Genomic DNA, 23,663 nt, shown 5'->3' with positions numbered 1-23,663 from the left:
CGCGGTCCCCGGCCCGCCCTCGGAACGGCTCGCCGCGCTACCCGAGATCCGCCCAGTCGAGCGGGACTGACGGTGCGGGACGGAGACCCGGACGTCACCGTTGTCGGCGCCGGCATCGCCGGGCTCGCGGTGGCCCGCCGGCTCACGGCGGTCGGCGTGACCGTCGCGGTGCTCGAGGCGCGGCACCGGGTGGGCGGTCGGCTGCTGACAGCGGGAGGAGACGGCGCCGCTGTCGATCTCGGCGCGACGTGGTTCTGGCCCGGCGAGCACCGGGTGACGCGGCTCGTCACCGAGCTCGGCATCCCCGTCCACCCGCAGCACACCGCCGGCGACGCCCTGTACGAGACCCCGGGCGGGATGATGCGGCTGTCCGGCAATCCGATCGACGTCCCGTCCTGGCGGTTCGGTCCCGGGGCGCAGGCACTGGCGGTCCGCCTCGCCGACCGGCTCCCGCCGGGCACCGTCCGGCTCGGCGAACCGGTGCACGCGATCACCGGCGCCGGGTCCCACCTCACCGTCGACACCGCCTCCGGTGCGCTGCGCAGCCGGCACGTGGTCGCCGCGGTGCCGCCCGCCCTGGCGGTGGCGTCGATCCGGTTCACCCCCGCACTGCCGGCGCCGGTGGCCACGGCCGCCCGGACCACCCCGGTCTGGATGGGCACGATCACCAAGGCCGTCGTGGAATACCGGCGCCCCTTCTGGCGCGAGCAGGGACTGTCCGGGGCCGTGATCAGCCACACCGGGCCGATGCGCGAGATCCACGACATGTGCGGACCCGGCGCGACCCCCGCCGCGCTGTTCGGGTTCGTCCCGCCGGCCGGCCCCGCCGCCCCGACCGTCCGCGACGATCAGCTGATCGCCCAGCTCGTCTGGTTGTTCGGCACCGCTGCCGCCGACCCCGTACGCTGCTACGTCCAGGACTGGCGGCGGGAGCCGTTCACCGCATCGCCCGGGGTCGAGCAGTCCCCCGGCCGCGGCGCGGAGCCCACGGCCCTTTCCCACCCCACCATGAACGGCAGGCTGCACTGGGCCGCCACTGAGACCGGTGGCGCGCACGCCGGCCACATCGAGGGCGCACTCGCCGCCGCGGCCCGGGTCGCCGCGACGATCGCCGGACCGGTACCCACCACGACCGGAGGAACACCATGACCGACACGCCGGGGCTGCCCGAGCTACTCGCCGAGTACGACCGGGCCCGGGTCTACACCAACACCCTCTGGCAGGACCTGACCGCCGAGGAGATCCGCTGGCGGCCGGACGACACGGCCAGCGCGATCGGCTGGCACCTGGGCCACCAGGCCGCGGTCGCGCACTTCATGGTTCGCAACCTCACCGCCGCCGAGACCAGTCCCGACCCCGAGCTGGACCAGATGATGGACTCGGCGACCCCGACCCAGGGCCGCGGCGACCTGCCCGACCCCGACCGGCTGGCCGCCTACCGCGACGCGGTGGCCGAGCGGCTGCACTACCGGCTCGAGGCCATCGACGCCGGCCAGGTGGGCGCGCCCGGCCAGCTCCGGGTGGTCGCGCAGAACCTGCTCGTCGCGGTCATCAACCATGAGTACCAGCACGACCGGTGGATCGGTGAGGTCCGCCAGCAGCAGCTCGATCATGCGCTCCCCGCGCTCCCCCGGTCCGAGCGCCTCACCGTCATCGACGGTTACCTCGTCCTCACCCCCGCGCCCTGACCGGTCGGGCCCCTCGCCCGATCCCGCCGGTGCGTCGGCGACGCCCACCGGCGTTATCGTCGTCCGCCGTGGAGCCCGAGACCGCGCCGTTCGAGCAGCACCGGGCGCATCTGCTCAGGATCGGCTATCGCATCACCGGTGTCCTCGCCGACGCCGAGGATGCCGTGCAGGAGGCCTGGCTGCGCTTCGCCGCGCTGGACGACGGCGCCCGCGCCGGCATCCGCGACCTGCGGGCCTGGCTCACCACCGTGGTCGGACGGCTGTGCCTGGACCGGTTGCGCTCGGCCGCCGCGCGCCGCGAGCGCTACGTCGGCCCCTGGCTGCCCGAACCGCTCATGACCAGCCCCGATGCGCATCCCGACCACGATCCGTTGGCGGCCGTGGTGCGCGACGAGGGCGTGCGGATGGCGGCGATGCTGGTGCTGGAACGGCTGAGTCCGCCGCAGCGGGTGGCGTTCGTGCTGCACGAGGCGTTGACGCTGCCGTTCGCGGACATCGCCGGGGTCCTCGGCTGCTCCGAACCCGCCGCCCGCCAGCATGCCAGCCGGGCCCGCCGGATCGTCACCGAGGCCGAGCTCCCCCGCCGCGCTCCCACCGGTGAGCAGCAGGCGGTGCTCGCCGCGTTCGCCGATGCCATCTCCCGCGCCGATGCCGCCGCGCTGGTGGCGCTGCTGCACCCGGACGCCGTGCTGATCAGCGACAGCGACGGCAAGGTGCGGGCGGCGCGGCAGCCGGTGCGGGGCGCGGAGAAGGTGGTGCGGCTGCTGCTGGGCCTGCTGCGCAAGCACGGCGCCGAGCTCGGCGAGGGCTGGATTCCGCTGCTCGTCAACGGCGAGCTCGGCTTCCAGACGCCGCGCACGGCGACGGTACCGCCCTCGGTCGTCGTGCTTCCGGTCTCCGACGGCCGGATCGGGGCGGTCTACCAGGTCTTCAACCCGGACAAGCTGACCCGGCTCGCGTGGGCCTAGCCGCGGGCCCTGACCGCGCGCTCCGCGGCGATCAGCGGGTGTGTGCCGGCCCGATCGAGCAGCGCCCGGATCCTGGACTCGGTATCGGCGCCCGGGGCCGACCATTCGGCCGCGAACCGACCGGAGAGGATCTCACCGCGCAGGATACGAGCGAACCGGTCGCGCAGCGTCCCGACCAGCTCGGCCGAGCGCTCCAGGTGCAGCAGCTGCCCGTACTGGCTGGTGCGCGAATGCACCCGCAGCTGCTCGAGCAGCCCCATCTCGGAGATCCGCGCGAAGACCTCGGCGGGCTCGCCGGACAGGTACATCTCGTCGAGGATCGCCTCGTCACTGAAACCGGCGTCGGCCAGCACCTCGTAGGACGCCTGCAGGACGGCGAACACGGTGGGCCAGATCGCCTGCTCGGAGAACAGGTCCAGCGCCGCCTCTTCCCGGGCGCTCGATTCGATGGCACCCGCTGCGGTCGCCCCGATCCCCCGCGCGACCGCGAGCGCCGTCGCCAGCGCCGTCCCCGTGACGTCGCGTTCCACCGAGACCAGGCAGGGGTAGCCGGCCCCGCGCAGGTAGCGGTCGCGCACCGCCTCGCCGATCATCCGTGGCGCCACCATCACCACGTCCACGTCGGCGGGCAGATCGAGCAGGCCGAACGCCAGGTTGTAGCCGGAGGCGACGACGAGGGTGTCGCCCGCGCCGAGCCCTGGCGCGATCTGCTCGGCGACCACGCCGGCCTGCACCTCGTCGGGGATCAGCAACAGCACGATCCGGCCAGCGCGGGCGGCCTGGTCGATGCCGAGCACCTCGAACCCGTCGTGCACCGCACGGGCGCGATAGTCGTCGTCGCGGTTGCCGACGACGACGCGCACGCGAGAGTCGCGCAGGTTCTGGGCCTGCGCGCAACCCTGGTTGCCGTAGCCGACGACGGCCACCGTGCGGCCGGTGAGCACGTCGAGGTCGGCGTCGCTGTCGTGGTAGGTCCGTGCCCGCATCCCGGCTCGCCCTCCCCGCTCGTCGAGCCTCCGTTGTACCGCACGAATCACATGTGTCGCTCATGCGTCCAGCGGCCGGGATCACCGAGGATCGCCGGATGCGTGCGATGCGTGGTATCCGGTTCCGGCGGACGTGGCGAGCAGTGCTGGCCATGGTGATGGTCGGCGCGCTCAGCTCCGGGTGCGCGGTGCTCGAGCTGGAGGACGCCGGCGCGGCCGCGACCCGGCCGGTGCTCACCGGGGCGGCCGCCACGGCGCTCGAGGCGCTGCCGGTCAAGGGCCGGGCCCCGAAGACCGGGTACGAGCGCGAGAAGTTCGGCCCGGCGTGGGCCGATGTCGACGACAACGGCTGCGACACGCGCAACGACATCCTCAAGCGCGACCTGTCGGGCGCCGAGCTCAAGCCCGGGGCCCGCGGCTGCATCGTGCTGGCCGGTCTGCTCGCCGACCCCTACAGCGGCGAGGACATCCTGTTCCACCGGGGCAAGGAGACGAGCAGCGCCGTGCAGATCGACCACGTCGTCGCCCTGTCGGATGCCTGGCAGAAGGGCGCCCAGCAGCTCACCGAGCAGCAGCGCAGAGAGTTCGCGAACGACCCGCTGAACCTCCTCGCCGTCAGCGGCCCGCTCAACCAGCAGAAGGGCGACGCAGACGCCGCCACCTGGCTGCCGCCCAGCCACAGCTATCGCTGCGCCTACGTGGCGCGGCAGGTCGCGGTCAAGACCAAGCACCGGCTGTGGGTGACCGAGGCCGAGCGCGACGCGATCGCGGGCCTCCTGGAGCACTGCCCCGGCGAGCCGCTGCCGTCCGACACCGCGCTCCGCCCCGCGGCCTGACCGCTGCGCTACACCCTGACCTGGCAGGCCGCGTCGAAGCCCTGGTGGATGCCTTCTCGTAGGCCAGCTCCGCGATCAGCCCGGCCCAGAACAGTCTGCGGTGGTGCCACGTCACCGCGAACGGCTCGGTACCGCGCCGAACCGCCGCTCCGCGAGTCGATAGATCAGCCGGCCGAACACGCCGGCCGCACTCGCGGGCACCGCGGGGATTCGTCCCATCTCGTCCTCCCTCTCACCCCATGGACGAGAACGCCGGGAGGTTCGTGACATCAGGTGTGGGGCCGCGCCGCCGCGGGACGGCCGGCTGCGAGGCGGCCGTGCCAGGCGACGGCCTGCTGGTCGGTGAGCATCGCGATCTGGTCGACGATCACGCGCAGCCGGGCGGCGTCGTCGGGGGCGGCGGACCAGTCCTCGGCGCGTACCGGGTCGAGGGTCGCCGGGGCGCCGGCCAGCAGCGCCTCGGCCAGCTCGGCCAGCAGCGTGCGCTGCCGCGCCTGCATCGCCAGCCGGACGGGGTCGCTCATCACGTAGCGCAGCGCGACCGCCTTGAGCAGCGCGACCTCCGCCGCCGCCGGGGGCGGCACGACCAGGCCGGCGGTGTAGCGCAACAGCGGTCCCCCACCTTCCGCGCCGCCGTACGCCTCGAGCGTGGCGTCGGTCGCCGCCCGCACGAACCGGCCGACCAACTCGCTGGTCAGCACCTTCAGCGCGACATGCGCCCGCCCCGGCGCGGACGGCGCGTGGAAACCACGCACCGCGGCCACCGCCGGAAACGCCAGCAGATCCATCGCGGCCTGCTCCAACGCCGCCGGGTCGGCCCCGAAATGGGTGCCGGCCAGCTCGGCCAGCGCGGACCGCTCGTCCGGTGAACCCAGGGCCGCCGGGTCGATCCGGCCGGCCAGTATCCCGTCCTCGACGTCATGTACCGAGTACGCGACGTCGTCGGACCAGTCCATGATCTGCGCCTCGAGGCAGCGCCGCCGCGGCGGTGCGCCCTCCCGGATCCAGTCGAAGACCGCGCGGTCGGCATCGTAGACCCCGTACTTGCGCTGCACCGACCACAGCGCCGGGGCACCCGGCTGTGCCTGCTCTGCTCCCCACGGGTACTTGCACGCCGCGTCCAGCGTCGCGCGGGTCAGGTTCAGCCCGCCCGCGCCCGGCCCGTGCCCGACCTTCGGTTCGAGCCGGGTGAGGATCCGCAGCGTCTGGGCGTTCCCCTCGAAACCACCGCACCCGGCCGCGACCTCGTCGAGCGCCCGCTCCCCGTTGTGTCCGAAGGGCGGATGCCCGATGTCGTGGGCCAGCCCCGCGGTGTCCACGACATCCGGATCGGCACCCAGCTCCTCGGCGATCCCCCGCCCGATCTGAGCGACCTCGAGCGAATGCGTCAGCCGGGTCCGCGGGACACCGGTGATCTCCGCGCCCTCCCCGGGGCCGACCACCTGGGTCTTGCCGGCGAGCCTGCGCAGCGCCGCGGAGTGCAGCACCCGCGCGCGGTCGCGGGCGAACGGGCTGCGCCGTTGTGGACGCCCGCGGTCGGCGGCCTTGGGCGGCTCCGGAAGGAGTCTCGTCCGGTCGTGGGCGGTGTACCCGCCGGGTGCCGGCGCGGCGCCGGACACGACGCCGCTCATCGCAGTCCGGTGGTCTCGGTGTCGATCGAGGCGTGGGTGAGCCGGTAGTACACCAGCGCACCGGTCTCCCGGAAGATGTAGCGGGCCTGGGTCTCGCGGGTCTGCACGACCGGCCCGCTGCGCGTCGGCGAGGTCCACGCCGTCAGCCCGCTGTCCTGCGCCATGGTCCGGGCCCGCAGCGAATGCCACGGATCGCTGACGATCAGCGCGGTGTTCCAGCCGTCGCGCTCGGCCCTCGCCGCCACCGCCTGCAGGCTGGCCAGGGTGTCGGCACCCTCGCCGACGGCGACGACGGCCTCGCGCGGTACGCCGCGCTCGATCAGGTAGCGCCGGCCCGCCTCGGCCTCGGTGTACTCGTCACCCGCCCGGTTGCCGCCGACAGTGACGATCCGCGGTGCCAGCCCCTCCTGGAAGAGCGTGTGGGCGTGCCGCAGCCGGGCGGCGAACACCGGGCTCGGGTCCCCGTCGTACTGCGCGGCGCCGAGGACGACGACCGCGTCGACGGAGCGGTCGCCGTCCACCCGCGCGGTCTGCCACACCCGGAAGGCCGTGCCACCCAAGATGATCGCAACGACGAGCAACCCGCCGAGGAGCAGCCGCGCCGGCCACCGCAGCCGCGACCGGCGTGGCGCCGGGGTGGGGTGCAGCGGGACGGTGCCCCTCTCATCGGCGCCGCCCCGGGGGTGAGCTGGGCGCCGCGCCCGGGCAACGCCCGATCCGGAGGTGGTCACCCCCCGATCCGGCCGTTGGTCAGCGGATCGGCGGGAGCTACCGGATCCGTCGGGGGAACGGGGGACGGCACGGTCACGGCGCTCACCTGACTCAGGGTAGCGAGTGGGCCGCGGGGCCCGGCCGAGCCGGCACCTCCCACCGCATTATGGAGCCACAATGCGCACGGGCCGGCGGCTGCGGGAACGTTATGGAGCCACAATGCGCACGGGCCGGCGCGAGGAGCGGCGCAGGACCGGGGAGCGGCTCACCGCACGCCTGCCCGCGAGCGATCTCGGCCAGCCAGTGGCTGGGCAGCAGATGGGCCAGGGTCGCCAGCCCCGCGGGCATCAGCTGGGCCGGGATGAAGATGCCGCCGAGCAGGCTGAACACCAGCATCGTCACCGCAGCCACGGGCTGCGCGGAGTCCTGGGTGACGACCATCCCGACCAGCAACCCGAGCGCGGCGAACGGCAGCACCCCCAGCCAGGCCGGCGCCGTCAGGTCGACGTGCATCACGAGGCCCGCGACGGCGAACAGCAGCACCAGCGCGGGCACCGCGACGAGCGCTGTCAGATCGCCGTGGTCAGGACAATTCCCCACCACCCGCGAAATCACCCGACAGGTGAGCGTGATCCAATCTCAAAGATCGCCAAGAATCGTTCGGAAACGAGAGGCAAGAAGGCCGAAAAAATCTGCTCGACGTCGGTAACGCCACAGCGTCGCGCACCGAGTCCTGGTTTCGAGTTCACCCGGGCGTGCCGTTTCGGGGGCGGCACGCCCAGGTGGACTCCGGCTCTGCGGACGTCACTCAGGGCCTGCGTGCCCGGTCCTCAGGCTGCCCGGTGCCGAGGTCGTCGAGCACGATCTCCAGCGGAAGGTCCCAGGCGTCGCGCCGCTGCGCCCACCGGTCGAGGACCGGGACGGCGGCCCGGGCGAGATCGGCCGGGAGGCCCTGCGCGGCGAGGGTGTCGGCGGCTTCGGCGAGTTCCGGCGCCCATCGCCAGGCGCGGGCGGCGACGCCGGTCAGGCGCTCGGGTTCGGCCAGTGGCGACGCGGAGTTGCGCCGGGCCTCGGTGAGCAGGTGAGCGGTCACTCCGTGGCCGGCCGCGAGCGCGTGCGCGACCGCGGCCAGTGCGCGGGCGGTCTTCTGGTAGCTGGTGTGCGCCATCTTCAACGCGCTGGCCGAGCCCGGAGCACCCTCCGTCGGGATCACCGCCACCGAGGTTCCCCGGAACAGCTCGGCCACCTCGGCGAGATCGGCGGCCGCACCCGCCAGATACAGGTTGGCCGACCGCTCGTCACGGGGCAGCGGTCCGAAGATCGCCGCATCCACGACCCGGGTGCCCGACCGCGCCATGCGCTGCATGATCCGTTCGGCGCGCTCGACACTGATCGCGTTGGCCTCCACGAACAGGCCGGCGAAGCCGTGATCGGCGACCGAGGAGGCCAGCTCCTCCGCCGCGGCAGGCGGGCAGATCGACAGCACGGTCGCGCAGCGGTCGAGCAGCTCGGCGAGCTCGGCGACGGCGGTCAACCCCGCCGCATCGGCGCGGTCGCGGCTCGCCGGGCTTCGTCCGGCGGCACACCAGAGGACCTCGGCGCCCGTGCGGCGCGCCTGTGCGGCCACCGCCGCGCCCATCTGGCCCGGATGCAGCAACCCGATGCGGCGAGCGCTACCCGCGCCGGCGTTCACCGTGGCTCCCGCCGGCGGGATCACTCCCCGCGCGCAACACCCGTACCGCCCTCGGCGACCAGCATGGCCGGCGCGCCGTCGGGGTCGTGCTGGTCGACAGGACAGCCGTGCAACGCCAGCTGGGTGTCCACCCAGGTGTTGTCGAAGTCGCCGCGTTGCACGGTGGCCAGGTAGGCGGCCTGGTGAACCGCGTTCGCGCGCAACCGGGCCAGCAGTTCGGCCGCGATCTGCTGCGGGATGACGACGACACCGGCCGCGTCCGCGACCACGACATCTCCCGGATTGACCACGACGCCGCCACAGGCGATGGGATAGTTGATCTCACCGGGGCCGCGGTGCAGCGGGCCGATCGGCGTGGTGCCCTTGGCGTAGACGGGAAACTCCAGCGCATGGATGGCGGGCAGGTCCCGGACGAGCCCGTCGATGATGAAGCCGGCGATCCCTCGGTGGCGCGCCTTGGTGGAGATGACGTCGCCGAGCACGGCGTTGGACCGAGAGCCGCCTGCGGCGATCACCACGACATCGCCGGGCCGGGCGACGTCCAACGACTTGTGCACCATGAGGTTGTCACCTGGGTACACCCGTACCGTGCACGCGCGCCCGGCGATCCGTCGTGGCCCGCCGCTGAGGCAGACGATGTCGGAGTCCAGGGCGTAGAGCCGGTTGAGCAGGTCGGAGATCTCCGGGGTGTCGAACTCGGCGAAGCCCTGCACGATCTCGTCGTCGAGCGGTGGGATCCCGAGGCGCACCCGGAACCCGGGGCCCGGATGGATATCGGCCGAGCGCGGGCGGCTCGAGCCGGTGAGCTCGTCAGGTGGGTGTTGTGGTTCCACGATGTCCTGGTCCTCTCCATGCCGTTACTGGTCGTGCCGCTCGACCGCCGCCGACCCACGTGCAGAAGTCGCAGGACCACCCGGCTCCGTTAACGCCCGAGGAGTATCTCGCTCCTGATTCCCGGCGAGCGGATAACGCCATGGCGATCGTCTGCGACTCCACAAACTGGTGTTTGCCACCCGCAGGACCGAGCCGGAGCCGAGGAGACGTTGTGTCTTTTCAGATCCCATTTGCGAGGACTGATCCGAGCGATCCGATTCCGACAGGTACCGCCCCCGGTCGACGCGGCCGCACCGGATCGCCGTCGACGTGATCGACATGGATCGGCCTGCGGTGGCTCGAATGCTCACGGCGATGCCCGTCCTGAGGACCCGGGCCCGGACGCGGATGGTGCAGCAACTCCTCGCGGACGCGACGGTCTCGGCGAGAACGTCGAGGCGGCAGCGGACCCGCTTCTACCAGGACCTGTGGCGGGCGGCCGCCGACGATCTCGGCGCGACCGTGTCGCCCGCACCGAACGAGGCGCTGGACATCGCGCTGGGGTCGCATCGCGTGCGCGTGAACGGAACCCACTGTTCCATCGACGGACCCGACGTTCTCGACTTCGCGGGGAACAAGCCGGTGGTCGGGCGGCTCATGGCCGAGGCGGGCCTACCCGTCGCGCCGCACCGCGTGTTCACTCTGTCCACGCTGGATGAGGCACAACGGTTCCTCGCCGACGCCCACCGGGCGTGCGTGGTGAAACCGGCCGTGAACACGGCCGCGGGCCGGGGCGTGACGACCGGTGTCCAGGGTTGCCCTCAGCTGGTGCGGGCGGCGGCAGCGGCGGCGGCGGCGGGAGCCAGGGTCCGCAGGCCAGGGCCGCCGCTGCAGCGGCTGCGCGAGCTGTTCCGGGATCTCGAGGAGGTGCCGCTGCTGATCGAACACCAGATCGCTGGTGCCAACTACCGGCTGCTCTACCTGGACGGCGAGCTGATCGACGCGATCCGGCGCGAGCCCCCGACCGTGATCGGTGACGGACGGGCCACGATCGCCCGGCTCATCGCGGCCCACAACGAGGAACGCCTCCGCTCGTCGGGGCCACACGCCCTGAACCTCGTCAGCGTCGACGTCGAGCTCACACAGAACCTGTCCCGGCAGGGCCTGCGGCCCACCGATGTGCCGCTGCCCGGCCGGAGGGTGCAGCTCAAGACGACGGTCAACGAGAACCCTCCGGAATGCAACCACCCGGCGCGCGGCGAACTCTGCGACGCCCTCATCGACCAGGCCGCACGGGCCGCGTCCATCGTCGGGGCGCGGCTGGCCGGCGTCGACGTGATCACCCACCGGCCCGGGCAGGCACTCACCGGCTCGACCGGCTGCATCCTCGAGGTCAACACCACACCCGGGCTGGCCATGCATCATCACGGTCATCCCGGCGCCGTCGAACCAGCGACCGTGATCCTGCGCCATCTCGCGGCAGGCCGGACATGAGCCGGGCGGCGCGGACCGGACGCCCACCGGTCATCCTGCTCGGCGGCGACCTGAACACGCTCTCGGCGGCCCGCAGCCTTGGCACGCTGGGGGCGCCCGTCTACGCGATCGGTGCCGCGCCCGTGGCCAACCGCTCGCGCTTCGTTCGTCCGATCCGTCCGCCGTCGCGACCGGACACCGCAGCGGCGTGGGCGGCCTGCCTGCGGGGCCCCGACACCGATCACCTTCGCGGTGCCGTCGTGCTCGCGGCCAGCGATATCGGGCTCTCGGTGCTGGCGCGGCACCGGGCGGAACTGTCAGACCGGTTCCGCCTCGACATCTCCGATGTCGCCGCCCAGCTCGCCATGCTCGACAAGCTGAGCACCTACGAGCTCGCGGTGGAGGCGGGGGTGCCGACGCCGCGCTTCTGGCGCTGCGACGGGCCCGATGACGTCGAGCGATACCGCGATGAGCTCGTGTTTCCGCTGATCGTCAAACCGCTGCTGTCCCATCAGTACCAGGCCGCGTTTCCGGGACTGAGCAAGTTCCGTCTCGTCCACGACGTGGACGCGTTGCTGGCCGCACACCGGGAGCTCACCCGCGCCGGGATCGGTGTCCTGCTGGTCGAGCAGATTCCCGGACCGGACGACCTGCTGTGCAGCTATTACACCTACCTCGACCAGAGCGGCACACCGACCTTCGACTTCACCAAACGCGTGCCGCGCCGGTACCCACCGGGCATGGGGCTCGGCTGCTACCACGTCACCGACTGGAATCCCGAGGTACGGGAGGTCGCCCTGCGGTTGTTCACGTACGTGGGGTTGCGTGGAGTGGCGAACGCGGAGTTCAAGCGGGACGTGCGGGACGGCCGGCTGAAGCTGATCGAATGCAACGCGCGCTTCACCGCCGCGAACTGCCTGCTGACCGCGGCCGGTATCGACCTGGCCCGGTACGTCTACCTGCGGGTGCTCGGGGAGAACCCGATCCTGCCCACGCGGTACCGCACGGGCCTCTGGCTGATCCACCACATGGTGGATCTGCGCGCCTTCCTCGTCCTGCGCCGGCGCGGTGAGTTGGGCACCGGGGCGTGGTTACGCAGCCTGCTGCGCCCGCAGACGTTGGCGGTGCTGCGCTGGGACGACCCGTTGCCCGCGATCGTGCGGTCCGAGATCTGGGCCGCGGCCGGCCGTGCCGCGGCTGCGCTGCGGGGGACGAGGCCGGCGCCCCCGCAGCGGTCGTGGCCGGCCCATCCCGGACCACCCCTGCACACCGGATCCGGGCGGCGGTGACGTCACGGTGCGCGGGCCAACTCTGTTCCGGGACAGCTGGGCGGGCGGCCACGAGCTCGTGGTCCTCGGTTGGCACAACATCGAGAGCACCTGTCGGTACCCGGCCGAGCCGGGTAGCGGCACCCGGTCCATCGCGCGACAGCTGCGGGCGCTGCGCGCGTTGACGAGCGTGGTGCCGCTCGACCCCGCGCTGGCCACGCTGCGGGGCGGAGGCCGGCTCCCGCCCCGCGCCGTCGCCCTGACCTTCGATGACGGCTACCGGGACAATCTCGCACTGGCGATGCCGCTGCTGCGCGAGCTCGGGCTCCCGGCCACCTTCTTCCTGGTTCCGGGATTCCTCGGCCGGCGGCACGAACCGTGGTGGGAGCACCTCGCCTGGGCCTTCGCCAATGCCACGGTGCGAAAGGCGGAGTTCGCCGGGATCTCACTCGACGTCACCGATCCGGCCGCGCGCCGACGCTCGCTGACCCGGGTGGAGCCGCTGCTCAAGTCCCGCGACGAGACCGGTCGCCGGCGAGCGGTCGCCGAGCTGGTCGAGAGCATGGCCCCGGCCGGATCCTGCCGATGTGACGAGCTGTTCATGGACTGGGACGAGGCGCGGATCATGGCCCGTTCCGGCATGTCGATCGGCTCCCACACGATGTGCCACGCCGTGCTGGCCCGGGAGGACCAGGCCGTGCAACGCCGGGATCTGCGCGAGTCCCGGGCGCTGCTGGAACATGCGCTCGAGCTACCCGTCGCGTCGCTCGCCTACCCGAACGGGGAACCCGGGGACTATGACGGGACGACGCTCGCCGCGGCGCGGGCGGCAGGCTACGCGCAGGCGGTCACGACGCACGGCGTGGCAAACCGCTCCACCACCGAGCCCTTCGAGATCAGGCGCCGGGTGCTCGCGCCGGGCGACAACGCCGCCGTGGTGGTGGCCGGGCTGGTGCGCGGGGTGCGGCGGGAGCGCGCGAGGAGCGTGGCGTGAGCCGTGAAGCTGGTGCTGACGCTCCTGGTGCTCCTCGGCCTCCTGTCCTGCGCTGCCCACCCGGTGCACATCCCATCGACCCGACCGTTGCAGATCGGAGTCGCCTACGGAAACACCCTGATCGGGATGGACGACGACGAACTGGCCGATGCCCTCGACGACGCGGTTTCGCTCGGCGCGGGGGTCGTTCGCACCGATCTCGCCTGGTACGACATCCAGCCCCGATCGGCCGACGACTACGACTGGACCCGTTTCGACCGGGTCGTGGACGAGGCCCGCAACCGTGACCTGAAGCTCCTGCTCGTCCTCGCCTACACGCCGCAGTGGGCTCGCCCACCCGGATGTGACAGCAGCATGTGTGCCCCCGCGGATCCGGACCGGTTCGCGGACTTCGCGAGATCGGCCGCGGCTCGGTACGCGCCGCAGGGCGTCCTCGCCTGGGAGATCTGGAACGAGCCGAACACGCCGGGGTTCTGGGCCCCCGAGGTCGATCCCGACGGGTACACCGTACTGCTGCGGTCCGCGAGCGCAGCGATCCGGCAGGTCGATCCCTCGGCGCTGATCCTGCTGGGCGGGCTCGCCTCGGTCGACACCCGGCCGGGCGGAGGCATGGCGCCGCAGGAGTTCCTGTCGCGCGTGTGCGAACTCGGGGGCAACGAGGCCATCAGCGCGATCGCCTACCACCCGTACACCTACCCCTACCTGGCGAGCGAGTCGAGGGCAGGCCCGAGCCCGTGGAGCCGGATCGACGCCGACCGCAACAGCCTGCGGGATGTGGCCGCGCGGCACGGAAGCTCGGATCTCCCGGTCTGGCTGACGGAGTACGGGGCACCGACCGACGGCCCGGGTCAGGCCTCGGACGGCACCGCCAGCGGAACGTCCGATCAGACCACGCATGTCACCGTGCAGCGGCAGGCCGAGATCGCGCGCGACGTCCTGCGCACGGTCGCGGCGGATCCCGCGATCGGCGCGCTGATCTGGTATTCGGACCGCGACCTCGGCGACGACACCGAGACGAACCTGAACTTCTACGGCCTCCGCCGCAGTGACGGCACGAAGAAGCCGGCTTTCAACGCCTTCAGGTCGGCCGTGACCCAGCTCGGACTCGCCGCGAGGTAGCGGCCGCCGCGCCGGGCAGCAGTCCCCGGAACGTGTCGAGGTAGCGATCGACGAGGCCCGGCCACGCGTACGCATGCTCCACGTGGTGCCGCCCGGCCATCCCGAGCCGCGCGCACATCTCGTCGTCGGTGAGCAGTCGAAGACATGCCTCGGCGAGCGATCCGGCATCGCCGGGCGGGACCAGCAGGCCCGTGCGGCCCTCGTCGATCACGGTCGGAATGCCCCCGACCCTGGACCCGATGACGGGGCGCGCGCACGCCATGGCTTCGACGAGCGCCATACCGAACGATTCGGACTCGGTGCGGGAGGGCAGGATCACCGTTCGCGCGCGCTGGTAGGCGTCGACCAGATCCTCGACCGCGAGCAGGCCCGCGAACTCGACGTGATCGGCGACCCCGAGCGACTCCGCGAGCTTTCGATGATCGTCGAGGGCGTCCCCCACCCCGACGATCCGCAGCAGCGCCCGCGGGTGCTGCCGGACGACGACGGCGAAGGCCCTGATCAGCACGTCGACGCCCTTCCAGGCCGAGCTGCGGTCGATCCGCCCGACGTAGAGCAGCGTGTCGCCCCACGGATGGTGCGCCGGGGTGAACACGGTGGTGTCCACGCCCGGAGGGATGACGAGCGATCCGGGCACGGCGTGCGCCAGGGAGGTCGGGGACACGGCGACGAGGACGTCGGCCCGGCGAAACACCCTCGGCAGCAGGTGCTTCTCGTAGCCCGAGATCAGCCGATCGAGATGGCCCGTGTGCTTCACCATGGAGCCCGCGTGATAGGTCTGCACCACGGGGCGACGACCGGCGACGAGGGTCGCGACGTCGGCGAGGAACGCCACCGGCGCGTGGGTGTTGATCACCGCTACCCGGTACCGCCGCAGGATTCGGCGGATGTTCCACCACCACAGCGGGTTCACCGGCGTGTTGGACACCGTGAACCATCGCGCGAGGCGCACGACCACGACGCCATCGCGGGTCTCCACCTCCGTCCGCCGGCCCGGCGCCGCGGTGATGACGACCGGCTCCAGATCGGGGCTGTCCCTGAGTTCGTGCGCGATCCGCTCGGCGTACCGCTCGGCCCCGCCGATATGCGGGGGGTAGAACGGCGCGACGACGGCGACCGTCGGGCGCGTCATGGCCCGGCGGCCGGGCCGACGGCGGCGGCGATCCGATCGACCGGGGAATGCGCGGAGACCACCTCGCGGTAGTGGGCCTCGAGGCGATCGAGAAACAGCTCCGTCGAGTAGTCTCGCGCGAGCTCGACCGAGCGCCGCCCCATCCCCGACGCCAGGTCCGGGTCGGCGAGCACCCGCCCCATGGCCTCGGCGAGCGCGGTGGCATCGCCGGGCGGGACGAGGAAACCGTTGTCGCTGTGGCCGATCAGTTCGGGCAGTCCGCCCACCCTCGTCGCGATCAGGGGCCTGCCCACGCCGAGCGCCTCGAGCGCGACGGTCGGGAAGTTCTCGGGACCCACCGAAGGGATCACGACCGCCATCGACGCGTGGTAGGCCGCCAGCAGTTCGTCGTCCGGCACATATCCGGCGACGCGCACGTTGTCCGCGAGCCCGAGCCGGGCCACCAGGCCCTCGAGCGCCTGCTGCTGCGGGCCACGGCCGATCAGGGTCAGCCGGGCGCCGGGCCGGGCTCGGAGCACGCGCGCAAAGGCCTCGACGAGCACAGCGGGGCCCTTCACCGACTCGAGCCGCCCGACGTAGAGGACCCGTCCCGAGTCGGGCACCGGCGAGCTCGCGGGCAGCTCGATTCCGTTCGGCACCACATGCGTCGGGACGCCGCCGACGTCGCGCCGGATGGACTCGGCGAAGTACGCGCTGGGCACGAGCACGCGATCCAGTCTGCGCAACCGAGGCAGGTAGGCCGGCCGCTGGAGGAACCGCAGGTAGGCATAGCGTGCCCGGTCCATCGCGCTCAACCTGCCGGAGCCGGTGCTGCGGCTGCGCAGGTTCCACGACAGCAGCTCGAGCGTCCAGTCCTCGGGGCCGTGCACCGTCAACACCCGTGGGACGCCCGCGGTCGCGCTGAGCACCGAGGGGCTGAACAGCCCGATCGTGTGGAGATGCACCACGTCCGGACGGATCTGCCGCACGGCCGCCTTGACCCGGCGATAGGCCTCGTGGTGCCAGAAGAACCCGGACACCCGGGCCACGGGGTTGCCGCGGACCTCCGGCACGATGATGTCCGCGAAGGCCTCATGGCCGTCCAGCCGGTGCTCGGTGGCGATGATGTTCACCCGATGGCCCCGGGCGCGCAGTCCCTCGGCCACCAGCCGGACCACCTTCTCCGCGCCGCCGGCCTCGAAACCGATGTTGATGACGTGGCAGATCCTCATCCGGACTCCTCCTGCGCCAGGGCGTGCTGCCCGGCTCGAACACCTCGGCCGTTCCGACCGGGCCCTCCCGCGTCCGCCCCGCGGGTGAGCTGACCGCCCGGGCGCACCGCCCGCCGACGGCGCGCGGCCAGCAGCGCGACACCGGCGACGACGCCGGACAGCACGTTCCCCGCGCCCCAGGCGGCGGCGATCCATACCGCGCCGTGTGACGCGGCGAGCACCACCAGGACCGTCGTCGCCACGGCGAAGACCGCCTCCGTCACGATCATCGCGGCGAACTGATCGGTGATCTTGATCAGGAAGCTGGTCCAGCTGTGGAAGGCCACCGCGAAGGCGGACACCGCGAGCACGATCAGCGCGCCGCGCGCGGTCGACACGTAGGAGGGCCCGAACAGGGCGAGCGCCGGAACGGCGAGCACCACGACGATGACGACCGCGGGACCGGTGACCGCTCCCATGATCGCCAGCGAGCGTCGCGCGAGCGCCCCGAGTCCCTCCTGGCGGTGCGCGCCCTCGGCGAACAGGGCCTCTCCGACGGCGAACGACACCGAGTTGATCACGGTCGCGATCTGGAACGCCATGAAATAGCCCGCGGCGATCTCGGGGCCGAGCTGGTTCAGCACGAGGATCGGGATGATCAGCGACGGCGCCAGGTTCAGACACGCGGTGACGTAGTAGCCCATGGAGAAGCGGAAGGTCCGGCGTGCCAGACCCGCCGAGAAGGCCCAGCGCACCCGGATCTTCAACCGGCGGCGGATCGCGAGCACGCTCGCCACCGCGGCGAGGAGAGAGGCGACCCCGCTCGCGGCGAAGATGCCCATCGCGCCCGCGAAGACGAACACGAACGGCAGAGCGATCTTGGCGATGCCCATCAGCCCGCCGTTGATCAGGAGGTTGTAGCGCGCCGCGCGCATCGCGACGAAGACGGAGTTGGTCAGCAGGTTGAGCGCGGCACACGTGGCGAGCGCGGCGAAGATCGCGATATGGATCGCGGAGTCGCCGACGAACGCGAGCTCCGGCGAGGTGAACGGCACGACGACCACGAAGACCAACGCGATGAGCAGCGCCGATCCCCCCACCGCGAGCAGCGACGTGCTGACATGCTCGGCCCGCCGGGTCGTCGTCGGGAGGTGCCGGATGAGGCTGGCGCCCATCCCGATCAGGCTGATGTAGGACAGCAGGGACAGCACCGACAGCAGCGACGTCGCCTTGCCCACCGCGGTGACCGGGTACAGCCGGGCCACGATCAGCCAGAACAGGAAGCCCACCGCCGCGGTCGTGGCCGTGGTCGCCATGAGGAAGAACGAGTTGCGGACCAGCGGATCGTCCTGGGCCCGGGTCATGGCCGCGCGCACGCCGGAACGGGCCTCGCCAACGGCGGACATCCGTGCCATCAATGCCTCCCCCGGTCCCTGACGGCAGGCGTCCGAAGCACGAAGAAGGCGGCCGCGGAGGCGATGAAACATCCGATCGCGGCGTCCTCCTCGATAGGCCATGACAGGAAGTGGGTGAGCGGTTGCTGCAGGGTCTCCGGATGGGTCCGCGAGTTGGCCGCGAGATAGCCCCACACCAGCAGCCCGTAGACGAGGACCGTCCGCAGGACGGCGCGCAGGAGCCGGAACCGAAACGACGGCGGACGGTTGCCCGGACGAGGCTCAGGCGGCTTCACGAACGTTTCCTCGGTGGGTCCGCAGCGCCTCGGCATACACCGTCTCCAGCCGTCGCCGGTGCGCCGACCAGGAGAAGTTGCTGACTGCGAGACCGGCGGAGTAGCGCGACATCCGCGCCCGCCGCACCTCGTCGTCCGCCAGCCTGCGCAGCGCCGCCCGGATCTCGGGCACGGTCGGCCGGATGAGCTCGACCCACTCCCGGTCCAGGCCGTAGACATCGTAGCCGGGGTCGTCCGAGGTGATCACCGGAAGCCCGCAGGCCATGGCCTCCTGCACGCTGAGGGGGAATCCCTCGCACTCCGAAGGGAGGATGAACAGATCGCAGGCCCGGTACAGATCCGCCAGCTCGTCCGGCGTCTTCGATCCGACGAAGACGGCGCCGGTGACCTCACCGGCGGCAGCCGGCGGTGGCCCTCCGGCCAGCACGAGCAGATAGCCGTCACCGGCCGCCTGCAGGAGCTTGTCGTATCCCTTCTTGGGCACGAACCGCCCGACGAACAGGGCGAGCACATCGTCTTCGGGCAGCCCGAGCCTGCGCCGCAGCGGCCGCTTGTCCCCGGCCGCCGGGTGGAACCGGCCGGTGTCGGTGCCGTTGGGCAACAGCACGACTGTCTCGGCGGGGATGTCCATGGCGCGCAGGAAGTCGAACGCCCGACCGTTGATCACCGCGATGCGGGCGGCCGACCGGATCACGAACCCGCCGATCGTGCGGTGAACCAGCTGCTGGACGAGTCCGACGATCCGCCGCGGATGGGCGATGCGCTGCACGTGCTGGGTGAGCACGAGCGGCTTTCCGAGCAGCCGCGCCGCGATCGCGGCGAACCAGGTGGTCAGGTAGAGGACGTCGTGGCAGTGCACGACGTCCACGCCGCGGACGAGCCGCGCGACGGCGAGCACGGTCCAGGGAGCGACCAGCGGGAACGGAATCCCGCTCCGCCGCTCGATCCCGTTCCAGCTCCGTAGCCGGACCACCGAGTATCCGTCCGCGACCCGCTCGACCCCGGGCCGGGATCCGGCCGCGGTGGTCAGCACCGTGACCTCGTGGCCGTGCCCGGCCAGCTGCACGGCCTCGCCCTGGACGACCCGTTCGACCCCGCCGACATGCGGGGGGAAGTAGTGGCTCACCAGCAGCACCCGGCGGGTGGCGGCGGTCCCGGATCCGGCGCTCATCGGCCACCCCATCCGCGACGTTCCCCCGTATCGGACGGGTACAGGTTCAGCAGCAGGAAGCTCGCCACCGACACCGCGAAGGCGATCGTGCCGGCCGTGTCGATCCGCAGCGGCAGCCACCGCGTCACCCAGTGGTCGAGGTCGCCGGGGTCCGTCGCCGCGAAGGCGGCGACGTAGATCCAGGCGAGCAGGCCGTAGAGGGCCGCGGTCTCGAGGAGCGCGCGGAGGTAACCTGCCCGGCGACGTCCGCCGGGCAGCGGTTCCTCGGTCGGGTACCGCCTCATCGGTAGATCACCGCTCGGCCGCTGCTGTAGACGAGGTTCTTGGTCCGATCGAGGAACGCCGTCGGATACGTGTAGCTGAGCAGGTCGCCGCCGTGGAAGACGGTCCCTTGGCCCTTGACGACCGCGGCGGTGCCGAGCAGCACATAGGCGTCGCGCTGGACCACGGTGGGATAGATGGCGCGAATGGCGTCGATCGTCGGTGCGGGACCGTACAGGAATCGGTTGGCGATCACCGTCTGGATGGTTCCGTCACCCACCGCGAGTGTTTGGGCTTCGAGCCAGTTCGCCGCGGCCTGTTCCTCGGGATGCGAATAGTAGAGGTCGTAGTACTGCCCCGCGTTGTTGAGGTGCAGCTGCGCTGGATAGCCGCCGAGGACCTGCGGAATGATGCCGGTGAGGGAGAAGAAGAACACGCCGGCCACCGTCGTCGCGGCGACCACCGACCACCGCCGTCCCAACCATCCGAAAATGTGCACGCTACCCACGGCGAGGAATGGTGCGAGGACGAACAGCGACTGCTGGAAGGCGCGGAGGACGCCGTAGTCGACCGATAATGAAGGCAGCATGACCTGCGACACCACGACCACGGAGGCGGCGATCGCGAGGTGCAGAAACTCCCGGCTGACCCGCAGCCCGCGGGCCCGCCGCAGAAGCACGAACACGAAACCGACGAAGACGAACACCTGAAGCAGCTTCGCGGCGCCCTGCCGCATGGCCGAGTTGAGGAACCGCACGTCGACTCCGGCGTCGTCGAGAGCCTGGCCCACCGCGGTGAGCGGCAGCAGTTCCGGGGTCTCCACGTAGCCGGCGGGATACCGGTCGATCGTCGACAACGGGTAGTACTCCCCGGCCCGACGCGGCGCGGTTTCCTCGATGGTCTGGGTGGTGTAGTCGCGCAGCCGCTGCTCGCCGCTCGGTTGGTCCGCCGCGAAGAGGCTGTAGGCGACGTCCGAGGACTGCGCACCGTCGGCCGTGCCGAACAGCGCGGCCGTCAGCCGCGAGCCCGTCTCCCCCACCTGCCCGCCGCTGTGCGTGATCGGGCCGGTCCAGACCGCGGCCAGTGCGACCAGTACCACGATGTTGGCCAGGCCGAGCACCGCGGACGGCCTGCGCTCCCTCACCGTCGAGGTCCGGCGGAACGTCGCGACGAGCCGCGCAGCGGCCGCCCCGAACCCCCGCGTGAGCAATGCGACCACGAGCAGCCCGATGAACACATAGGTCGTCGAATAGTGCGACAGCACGAGCCCGACGGAGAAGAACGTCACCCAGAGCTGGCGGCGCTGGACCGCCCATCGACGGTTCGTGGCGACCAGGAGTATTGCGCCGAGGAAGAGGAAGGCGACCTCCTGCCGGGCCAGGAACGGCATATCGGTGAAGAACGTCGGGAAGCTGACGAAGTACACGGCGGACAGCACGCCGACCAGGACGGAACCGAACCGCCGGGCAATGAGATAGACGATGACCGGACAAACCGCGAAGGCCAGCTGAAGCAGAACCTTGAAGACGTAGATGCCCGGGATTCCGGTCACCTCGGCAAACATCGTCGGCAGGATCGTGATGCTCAGGCAGGCGTTGTACGCGGCTTGGAACGATTCGAGACGCCAGACGCCGTTGGCATGGGTCAGCTGGAACAGGTAGTACTCCAGCTGGCTGTCGTGGCCGCTGATCTGCCAGCCGCGCAGCGAGGTCATCAACAGCAACGCGACCGACAGCAGATAGACGGTCACGACGACCGTGGTCGGCCGGAGTCGCCGGCGCCACCCGATGAGCGCGAGAACGAGCAGGCCGGCCAGACAGAGCGCTCCGAGCGTCACGGTCCCGGAGGCGCCGTTGTTGAGCCGTATCGCGCCGGCGACCACGCCGAGCACCAGGACCAGCCCGGCGATCACCATCCGGCGGTCGAGCGCCGCCGATCCCCGCACGAGCGAGAGCGCCCGCAGGCGCAGCCGGCGTTCCTCCCCCCACCGCTTCCGGCGCCACCAGCCGAGCCCCACCAGGGTGACGTCCGTCGCGAGGAGCACGGGTATCCGGTCCAGCGGGCGGGCGAGGCCGAGCAGCGGCAGCGCCTCGTTGATCGCGAGACCGACGACGATGACGCCGAGCAGCACGATCGCCAGGCAGTACACGATCGCTTCGGGTGTGCTGGCCCGTGACCAGTCCTTCGTGACGAGCAGGAGGTAGGTCGGCAGGGCGATCATCAGATACAGGCCGGCCAACGCCCGCAGGACCGGGATCTGCGCGTCGAGGGCCACGACGACGGACGCGACGACCGCGAGAGCCGCGAGGACGACACCGGCGCGGCGGTCGGCCGGGGAGGGCTCGGGCGGCTCGACCTCCGGCCCTCCGGCCGTCCGGCTGAGCAGGGCCGTCATCGTGTGCTCACCACGCGGTCGTAGAGACGTTCGAGCTCGGGGATTCGCTCGGTCCACGAGTACCTCGTGCCACGTTCGGCGCTGTTCGCGACCAGCCGCGCGCGCAGGTCCGGATCCGTGGACAACCGCTCGATGGCCGCGCCGAGCGCCGAGGCGTTCGGCGCGGTGAGGAGCCCGACGCCGTCGAGAAGCTCGTGCGAGCCCGGCACGTCGGTCGCGATGATGGGCAGACCCGCGGCCATGGCCTCGAGCAGCACCAGCGGCATCCCCTCCTTGTCCGACGGGAGCACGAACGCGTCCGCCCACCGGTACCACGCCAGCAACTCGTCGCCGGTCTGTGCGCCCGCGAAGCGCACGTTCGGCAGTCCCAGGGAACGGACTCGCTCGGCGGCAAGACCGCGCTGCTCTCCGTCGCCGACGATGACCAGCTCCACCGGCGCCTGTACCTGGCTCATCGCGTCCAGCAACCGCAGGACGTTCTTCTGCGCGTCGAGCCTGCCGACGAACAGCAGCCGCAGCGCGCCGTCCCGCCGGTGGTCATGGGATCGTTTCCCGGCGCCGGAGAACGCCGGGTCGACGCCGTTGGGCAGCACCGCGATGTTCGTCCGGGCGACCCGGTAACCCGTGGCCAGGAAGTCGGCCTGGGCCGGGGAAAGCGCGATCACCGCCGCGGCTCGCCGCAGCACGGGCCCGAGCACGAGGCGCTTGTACACCGGCAGCAGCCGGCCGAACCGCCCCGAAGGGTCCACGTCGAGATGGAAGTGCAGGATGTAGGGCCGCCGCCGCAGCCACGACGTCAACCACACCATTTCCGGGAGGAACGCCTGCGCGACGTGGGCGTGCACGATCGTGCGGCGCGGCAGGGTCAGCAGCCGCACGACCATTCCCATCGAGAACGCGGTGTGGGCGATCTCGTAGCCGCGGAACCGCCGGACAAGGACCCATCCGGCCATCTCCCGCGGGGGAGATCCGTCGGACCGGTTCCGCGTGGTGATGACCTCGACGTCGTGGCGCCCCGCGAGGACCGTCGCCACGCACTGCGCGACCCGTTCCATCCCGCCGAGGCGCGGCGGGTAGTAGGGCGTCACCTGGACGATCAGATGTCGCCGACCCTGCCCGACGCTGCCCCTCGCCCGCATCATCGCCCTCCCGGACCGGCATCGGGTGCGGCGTAGTGGATGGACTCGGGCCTGCCCACGAGGCTCACCTTGACCACCGCCCAGCGGGCCGCGGCCGGGAGATCGAGCGTCACGTGCACCGCGCGTCGCGCACCGTCGTCCACCGGGAGCGTTCCGGTGTTCTCCGCGACCGGCGCTCCCGCGGCGTCGAGGGCTCGAACCCGGTAGGTGTAGGGCTCGGAACCCTCGCCATGGTTGGCGATGACGAAGTCGACGCCGACCTGCGGCCGCCCCGCCGGCGAGCCGGTGGGTACGGCCGCGCCACCCGTGAAGTACAGCTCGCTGTAGCCCGACGGCTGCGCGCTGAAGGAGAACCTGAGCTGATGTCGGACCTCCGGTACGAGGACCCACAGGGCGACGGCGAGCACGCCGAGCCCGAGCGCAACGGCCGACCTGCCGGGTGCCCGCCGCCACGGCGGCCGCGGCGGCGACGCACCATCGGTCACGCGATCGCGGGCCCGGCCGG

The 23,663-nt window shown here is 71.9% G+C and carries 23 protein-coding genes; 8 read left to right on the top strand and 15 right to left on the bottom strand.

Going from position 1 to position 23,663, the window contains the following annotated elements:
* Positions 1-72 precede the first annotated feature (72 nt).
* The 3 genes from G567_RS28365 to sigJ all read left to right on the top strand — a co-directional run bounded on the left by G567_RS28365 (position 73) and on the right by sigJ (position 2,656).
* The gene (locus G567_RS28365) at positions 73-1,149 is read left to right on the top strand and encodes a flavin monoamine oxidase family protein (protein ID WP_051232825.1); all 1,077 of its coding nucleotides are present in this window, start codon (positions 73-75) and stop codon (positions 1,147-1,149) included.
* Positions 1,146-1,688 (top strand): DinB family protein, encoded by a 543-nt coding sequence (locus G567_RS0111865; protein WP_028930160.1) that lies wholly within the window; start codon positions 1,146-1,148, stop codon positions 1,686-1,688. The genes G567_RS28365 and G567_RS0111865 overlap by 4 nt, the downstream gene beginning before the upstream one ends.
* 68 nt (positions 1,689-1,756) lie before the next feature.
* Positions 1,757-2,656, top strand: coding sequence for an RNA polymerase sigma factor SigJ (sigJ, locus tag G567_RS0111860; protein WP_028930159.1), 900 nt, complete (start codon positions 1,757-1,759; stop codon positions 2,654-2,656).
* Here the strand turns inward: sigJ and G567_RS28360 are convergent.
* Positions 2,653-3,642, bottom strand: coding sequence for an NAD(P)-binding domain-containing protein (locus G567_RS28360; RefSeq protein WP_051232824.1), 990 nt, complete (start codon positions 3,640-3,642; stop codon positions 2,653-2,655). The genes sigJ and G567_RS28360 overlap by 4 nt on opposite strands.
* A 98-nt stretch (positions 3,643-3,740) precedes the next feature.
* Here G567_RS28360 and G567_RS28355 point away from each other — a divergent pair, with 98 nt between their 5' ends.
* On the top strand, positions 3,741-4,478 hold the full coding sequence (locus tag G567_RS28355; RefSeq protein WP_186814181.1) for an HNH endonuclease family protein: 738 nt from the start codon (positions 3,741-3,743) through the stop codon (positions 4,476-4,478).
* 269 nt (positions 4,479-4,747) lie between these two features.
* On the opposite strand, the gene G567_RS28350 is transcribed toward G567_RS28355, so the two are convergent.
* The 5 genes from G567_RS28350 to G567_RS28340 all read right to left on the bottom strand — a co-directional run bounded on the left by G567_RS28350 (position 4,748) and on the right by G567_RS28340 (position 9,346).
* The gene (locus G567_RS28350) at positions 4,748-6,109 is read right to left on the bottom strand and encodes a deoxyguanosinetriphosphate triphosphohydrolase (RefSeq protein ID WP_051232821.1); all 1,362 of its coding nucleotides are present in this window, start codon (positions 6,107-6,109) and stop codon (positions 4,748-4,750) included.
* Entirely contained in the window at positions 6,106-6,723 is a 618-nt protein-coding gene (locus G567_RS0111835) for a YdcF family protein (protein ID WP_028930158.1), read from the bottom strand. The genes G567_RS28350 and G567_RS0111835 overlap by 4 nt, the downstream gene beginning before the upstream one ends.
* Before the next feature lie 208 nt (positions 6,724-6,931).
* Positions 6,932-7,435 carry an ABC transporter permease gene (locus G567_RS32015; RefSeq protein WP_051232817.1) on the bottom strand — a complete coding sequence of 168 codons (504 nt, stop codon included), beginning with the start codon at positions 7,433-7,435 and terminating at the stop codon, positions 6,932-6,934.
* A 193-nt stretch (positions 7,436-7,628) separates the two neighbouring features.
* Positions 7,629-8,513 (bottom strand): NAD(P)-dependent oxidoreductase, encoded by an 885-nt coding sequence (locus tag G567_RS0111825; RefSeq protein ID WP_028930156.1) that lies wholly within the window; start codon positions 8,511-8,513, stop codon positions 7,629-7,631.
* A 20-nt stretch (positions 8,514-8,533) separates the two neighbouring features.
* Entirely contained in the window at positions 8,534-9,346 is an 813-nt protein-coding gene (locus G567_RS28340; RefSeq protein ID WP_051232816.1) for an RraA family protein, read from the bottom strand.
* A gap of 355 nt (positions 9,347-9,701) precedes the next feature.
* Between G567_RS28340 and G567_RS0111815 the strand changes: the two genes are divergently transcribed.
* The 4 genes from G567_RS0111815 to G567_RS28330 are packed head-to-tail and all read left to right on the top strand — an operon-like array spanning position 9,702 to position 14,180.
* Positions 9,702-10,820: a hypothetical protein gene (locus G567_RS0111815; RefSeq protein ID WP_147200922.1), complete on the top strand. Its 1,119-nt coding sequence runs from the start codon at positions 9,702-9,704 to the stop codon at positions 10,818-10,820.
* Positions 10,817-12,088 (top strand): carboxylate--amine ligase, encoded by a 1,272-nt coding sequence (locus G567_RS34820; RefSeq protein WP_028930154.1) that lies wholly within the window; start codon positions 10,817-10,819, stop codon positions 12,086-12,088. The genes G567_RS0111815 and G567_RS34820 overlap by 4 nt, the downstream gene beginning before the upstream one ends.
* Positions 12,089-12,095: 7 nt before the next feature.
* Positions 12,096-13,061, top strand: coding sequence for a polysaccharide deacetylase family protein (locus G567_RS28335; protein ID WP_161631694.1), 966 nt, complete (start codon positions 12,096-12,098; stop codon positions 13,059-13,061).
* A gap of 3 nt (positions 13,062-13,064) precedes the next feature.
* Positions 13,065-14,180 (top strand): cellulase family glycosylhydrolase, encoded by a 1,116-nt coding sequence (locus G567_RS28330; RefSeq protein WP_051232809.1) that lies wholly within the window; start codon positions 13,065-13,067, stop codon positions 14,178-14,180.
* Here the strand turns inward: G567_RS28330 and G567_RS0111795 are convergent.
* From G567_RS0111795 to G567_RS34815, 9 genes are read right to left on the bottom strand one after another with little or no spacing between them, the layout of a single operon-like run.
* On the bottom strand, positions 14,140-15,312 hold the full coding sequence (locus G567_RS0111795; RefSeq protein WP_028930153.1) for a glycosyltransferase family 4 protein: 1,173 nt from the start codon (positions 15,310-15,312) through the stop codon (positions 14,140-14,142). The genes G567_RS28330 and G567_RS0111795 overlap by 41 nt on opposite strands.
* Entirely contained in the window at positions 15,309-16,523 is a 1,215-nt protein-coding gene (locus tag G567_RS28325; protein ID WP_037056865.1) for a glycosyltransferase family 4 protein, read from the bottom strand. Before G567_RS28325 ends, G567_RS0111795 begins: the two co-directional genes overlap by 4 nt.
* Positions 16,520-17,917, bottom strand: a complete 1,398-nt coding sequence (locus G567_RS0111785; RefSeq protein ID WP_161631693.1) for an oligosaccharide flippase family protein — start codon at positions 17,915-17,917, stop codon at positions 16,520-16,522. The genes G567_RS28325 and G567_RS0111785 overlap by 4 nt, the downstream gene beginning before the upstream one ends.
* On the bottom strand, positions 17,917-18,192 hold the full coding sequence (locus G567_RS34160; RefSeq protein ID WP_028930151.1) for a hypothetical protein: 276 nt from the start codon (positions 18,190-18,192) through the stop codon (positions 17,917-17,919). Before G567_RS34160 ends, G567_RS0111785 begins: the two co-directional genes overlap by 1 nt.
* Complete coding sequence (locus G567_RS28320; RefSeq protein ID WP_037056863.1) at positions 18,179-19,363, bottom strand: glycosyltransferase family 4 protein; 1,185 nt, start codon at positions 19,361-19,363, stop codon at positions 18,179-18,181. Before G567_RS28320 ends, G567_RS34160 begins: the two co-directional genes overlap by 14 nt.
* The gene (locus G567_RS0111770) at positions 19,360-19,647 is read right to left on the bottom strand and encodes a hypothetical protein (RefSeq protein ID WP_028930150.1); all 288 of its coding nucleotides are present in this window, start codon (positions 19,645-19,647) and stop codon (positions 19,360-19,362) included. The genes G567_RS28320 and G567_RS0111770 overlap by 4 nt, the downstream gene beginning before the upstream one ends.
* Positions 19,644-22,019 carry a DUF2206 domain-containing protein gene (locus tag G567_RS0111765; protein ID WP_028930149.1) on the bottom strand — a complete coding sequence of 792 codons (2,376 nt, stop codon included), beginning with the start codon at positions 22,017-22,019 and terminating at the stop codon, positions 19,644-19,646. The genes G567_RS0111770 and G567_RS0111765 overlap by 4 nt, the downstream gene beginning before the upstream one ends.
* Positions 22,016-23,161, bottom strand: a complete 1,146-nt coding sequence (locus G567_RS32010) for a glycosyltransferase family 4 protein (RefSeq protein ID WP_161631692.1) — start codon at positions 23,159-23,161, stop codon at positions 22,016-22,018. Before G567_RS32010 ends, G567_RS0111765 begins: the two co-directional genes overlap by 4 nt.
* Positions 23,158-23,643, bottom strand: coding sequence for a hypothetical protein (locus tag G567_RS34815; RefSeq protein ID WP_161631691.1), 486 nt, complete (start codon positions 23,641-23,643; stop codon positions 23,158-23,160). The genes G567_RS32010 and G567_RS34815 overlap by 4 nt, the downstream gene beginning before the upstream one ends.
* Positions 23,644-23,663 lie beyond the last annotated feature (20 nt).

Source organism: Pseudonocardia asaccharolytica DSM 44247 = NBRC 16224 (genome assembly GCF_000423625.1).
Lineage (GTDB): Bacteria > Actinomycetota > Actinomycetes > Mycobacteriales > Pseudonocardiaceae > Pseudonocardia > Pseudonocardia asaccharolytica.
Note: the sequence above shows the minus strand (reverse complement) of the source record. Positions and strands in the feature narration are given on the sequence as shown.

Coding starts and splice junctions, on each gene's coding strand:
- G567_RS32010 (WP_161631692.1), bottom strand. CDS start 23,161: ATGATGCGGGCGAGGGGCAGCGTCGGGCAGGGTCGGCGACATCTGATC.
- G567_RS0111865 (WP_028930160.1), top strand. CDS start 1,146: ATGACCGACACGCCGGGGCTGCCCGAGCTACTCGCCGAGTACGACCGG.
- G567_RS0111785 (WP_161631693.1), bottom strand. CDS start 17,917: ATGGCACGGATGTCCGCCGTTGGCGAGGCCCGTTCCGGCGTGCGCGCG.
- G567_RS28355 (WP_186814181.1), top strand. CDS start 3,741: ATGCGTGCGATGCGTGGTATCCGGTTCCGGCGGACGTGGCGAGCAGTG.
- G567_RS0111770 (WP_028930150.1), bottom strand. CDS start 19,647: ATGAGGCGGTACCCGACCGAGGAACCGCTGCCCGGCGGACGTCGCCGG.
- G567_RS28320 (WP_037056863.1), bottom strand. CDS start 19,363: ATGAGCGCCGGATCCGGGACCGCCGCCACCCGCCGGGTGCTGCTGGTG.
- G567_RS0111815 (WP_147200922.1), top strand. CDS start 9,702: ATGCCCGTCCTGAGGACCCGGGCCCGGACGCGGATGGTGCAGCAACTC.
- G567_RS0111795 (WP_028930153.1), bottom strand. CDS start 15,312: ATGACGCGCCCGACGGTCGCCGTCGTCGCGCCGTTCTACCCCCCGCAT.
- G567_RS28360 (WP_051232824.1), bottom strand. CDS start 3,642: ATGCGGGCACGGACCTACCACGACAGCGACGCCGACCTCGACGTGCTC.
- G567_RS28350 (WP_051232821.1), bottom strand. CDS start 6,109: ATGAGCGGCGTCGTGTCCGGCGCCGCGCCGGCACCCGGCGGGTACACC.
- G567_RS0111765 (WP_028930149.1), bottom strand. CDS start 22,019: ATGACGGCCCTGCTCAGCCGGACGGCCGGAGGGCCGGAGGTCGAGCCG.
- G567_RS28325 (WP_037056865.1), bottom strand. CDS start 16,523: ATGAGGATCTGCCACGTCATCAACATCGGTTTCGAGGCCGGCGGCGCG.
- G567_RS34820 (WP_028930154.1), top strand. CDS start 10,817: ATGAGCCGGGCGGCGCGGACCGGACGCCCACCGGTCATCCTGCTCGGC.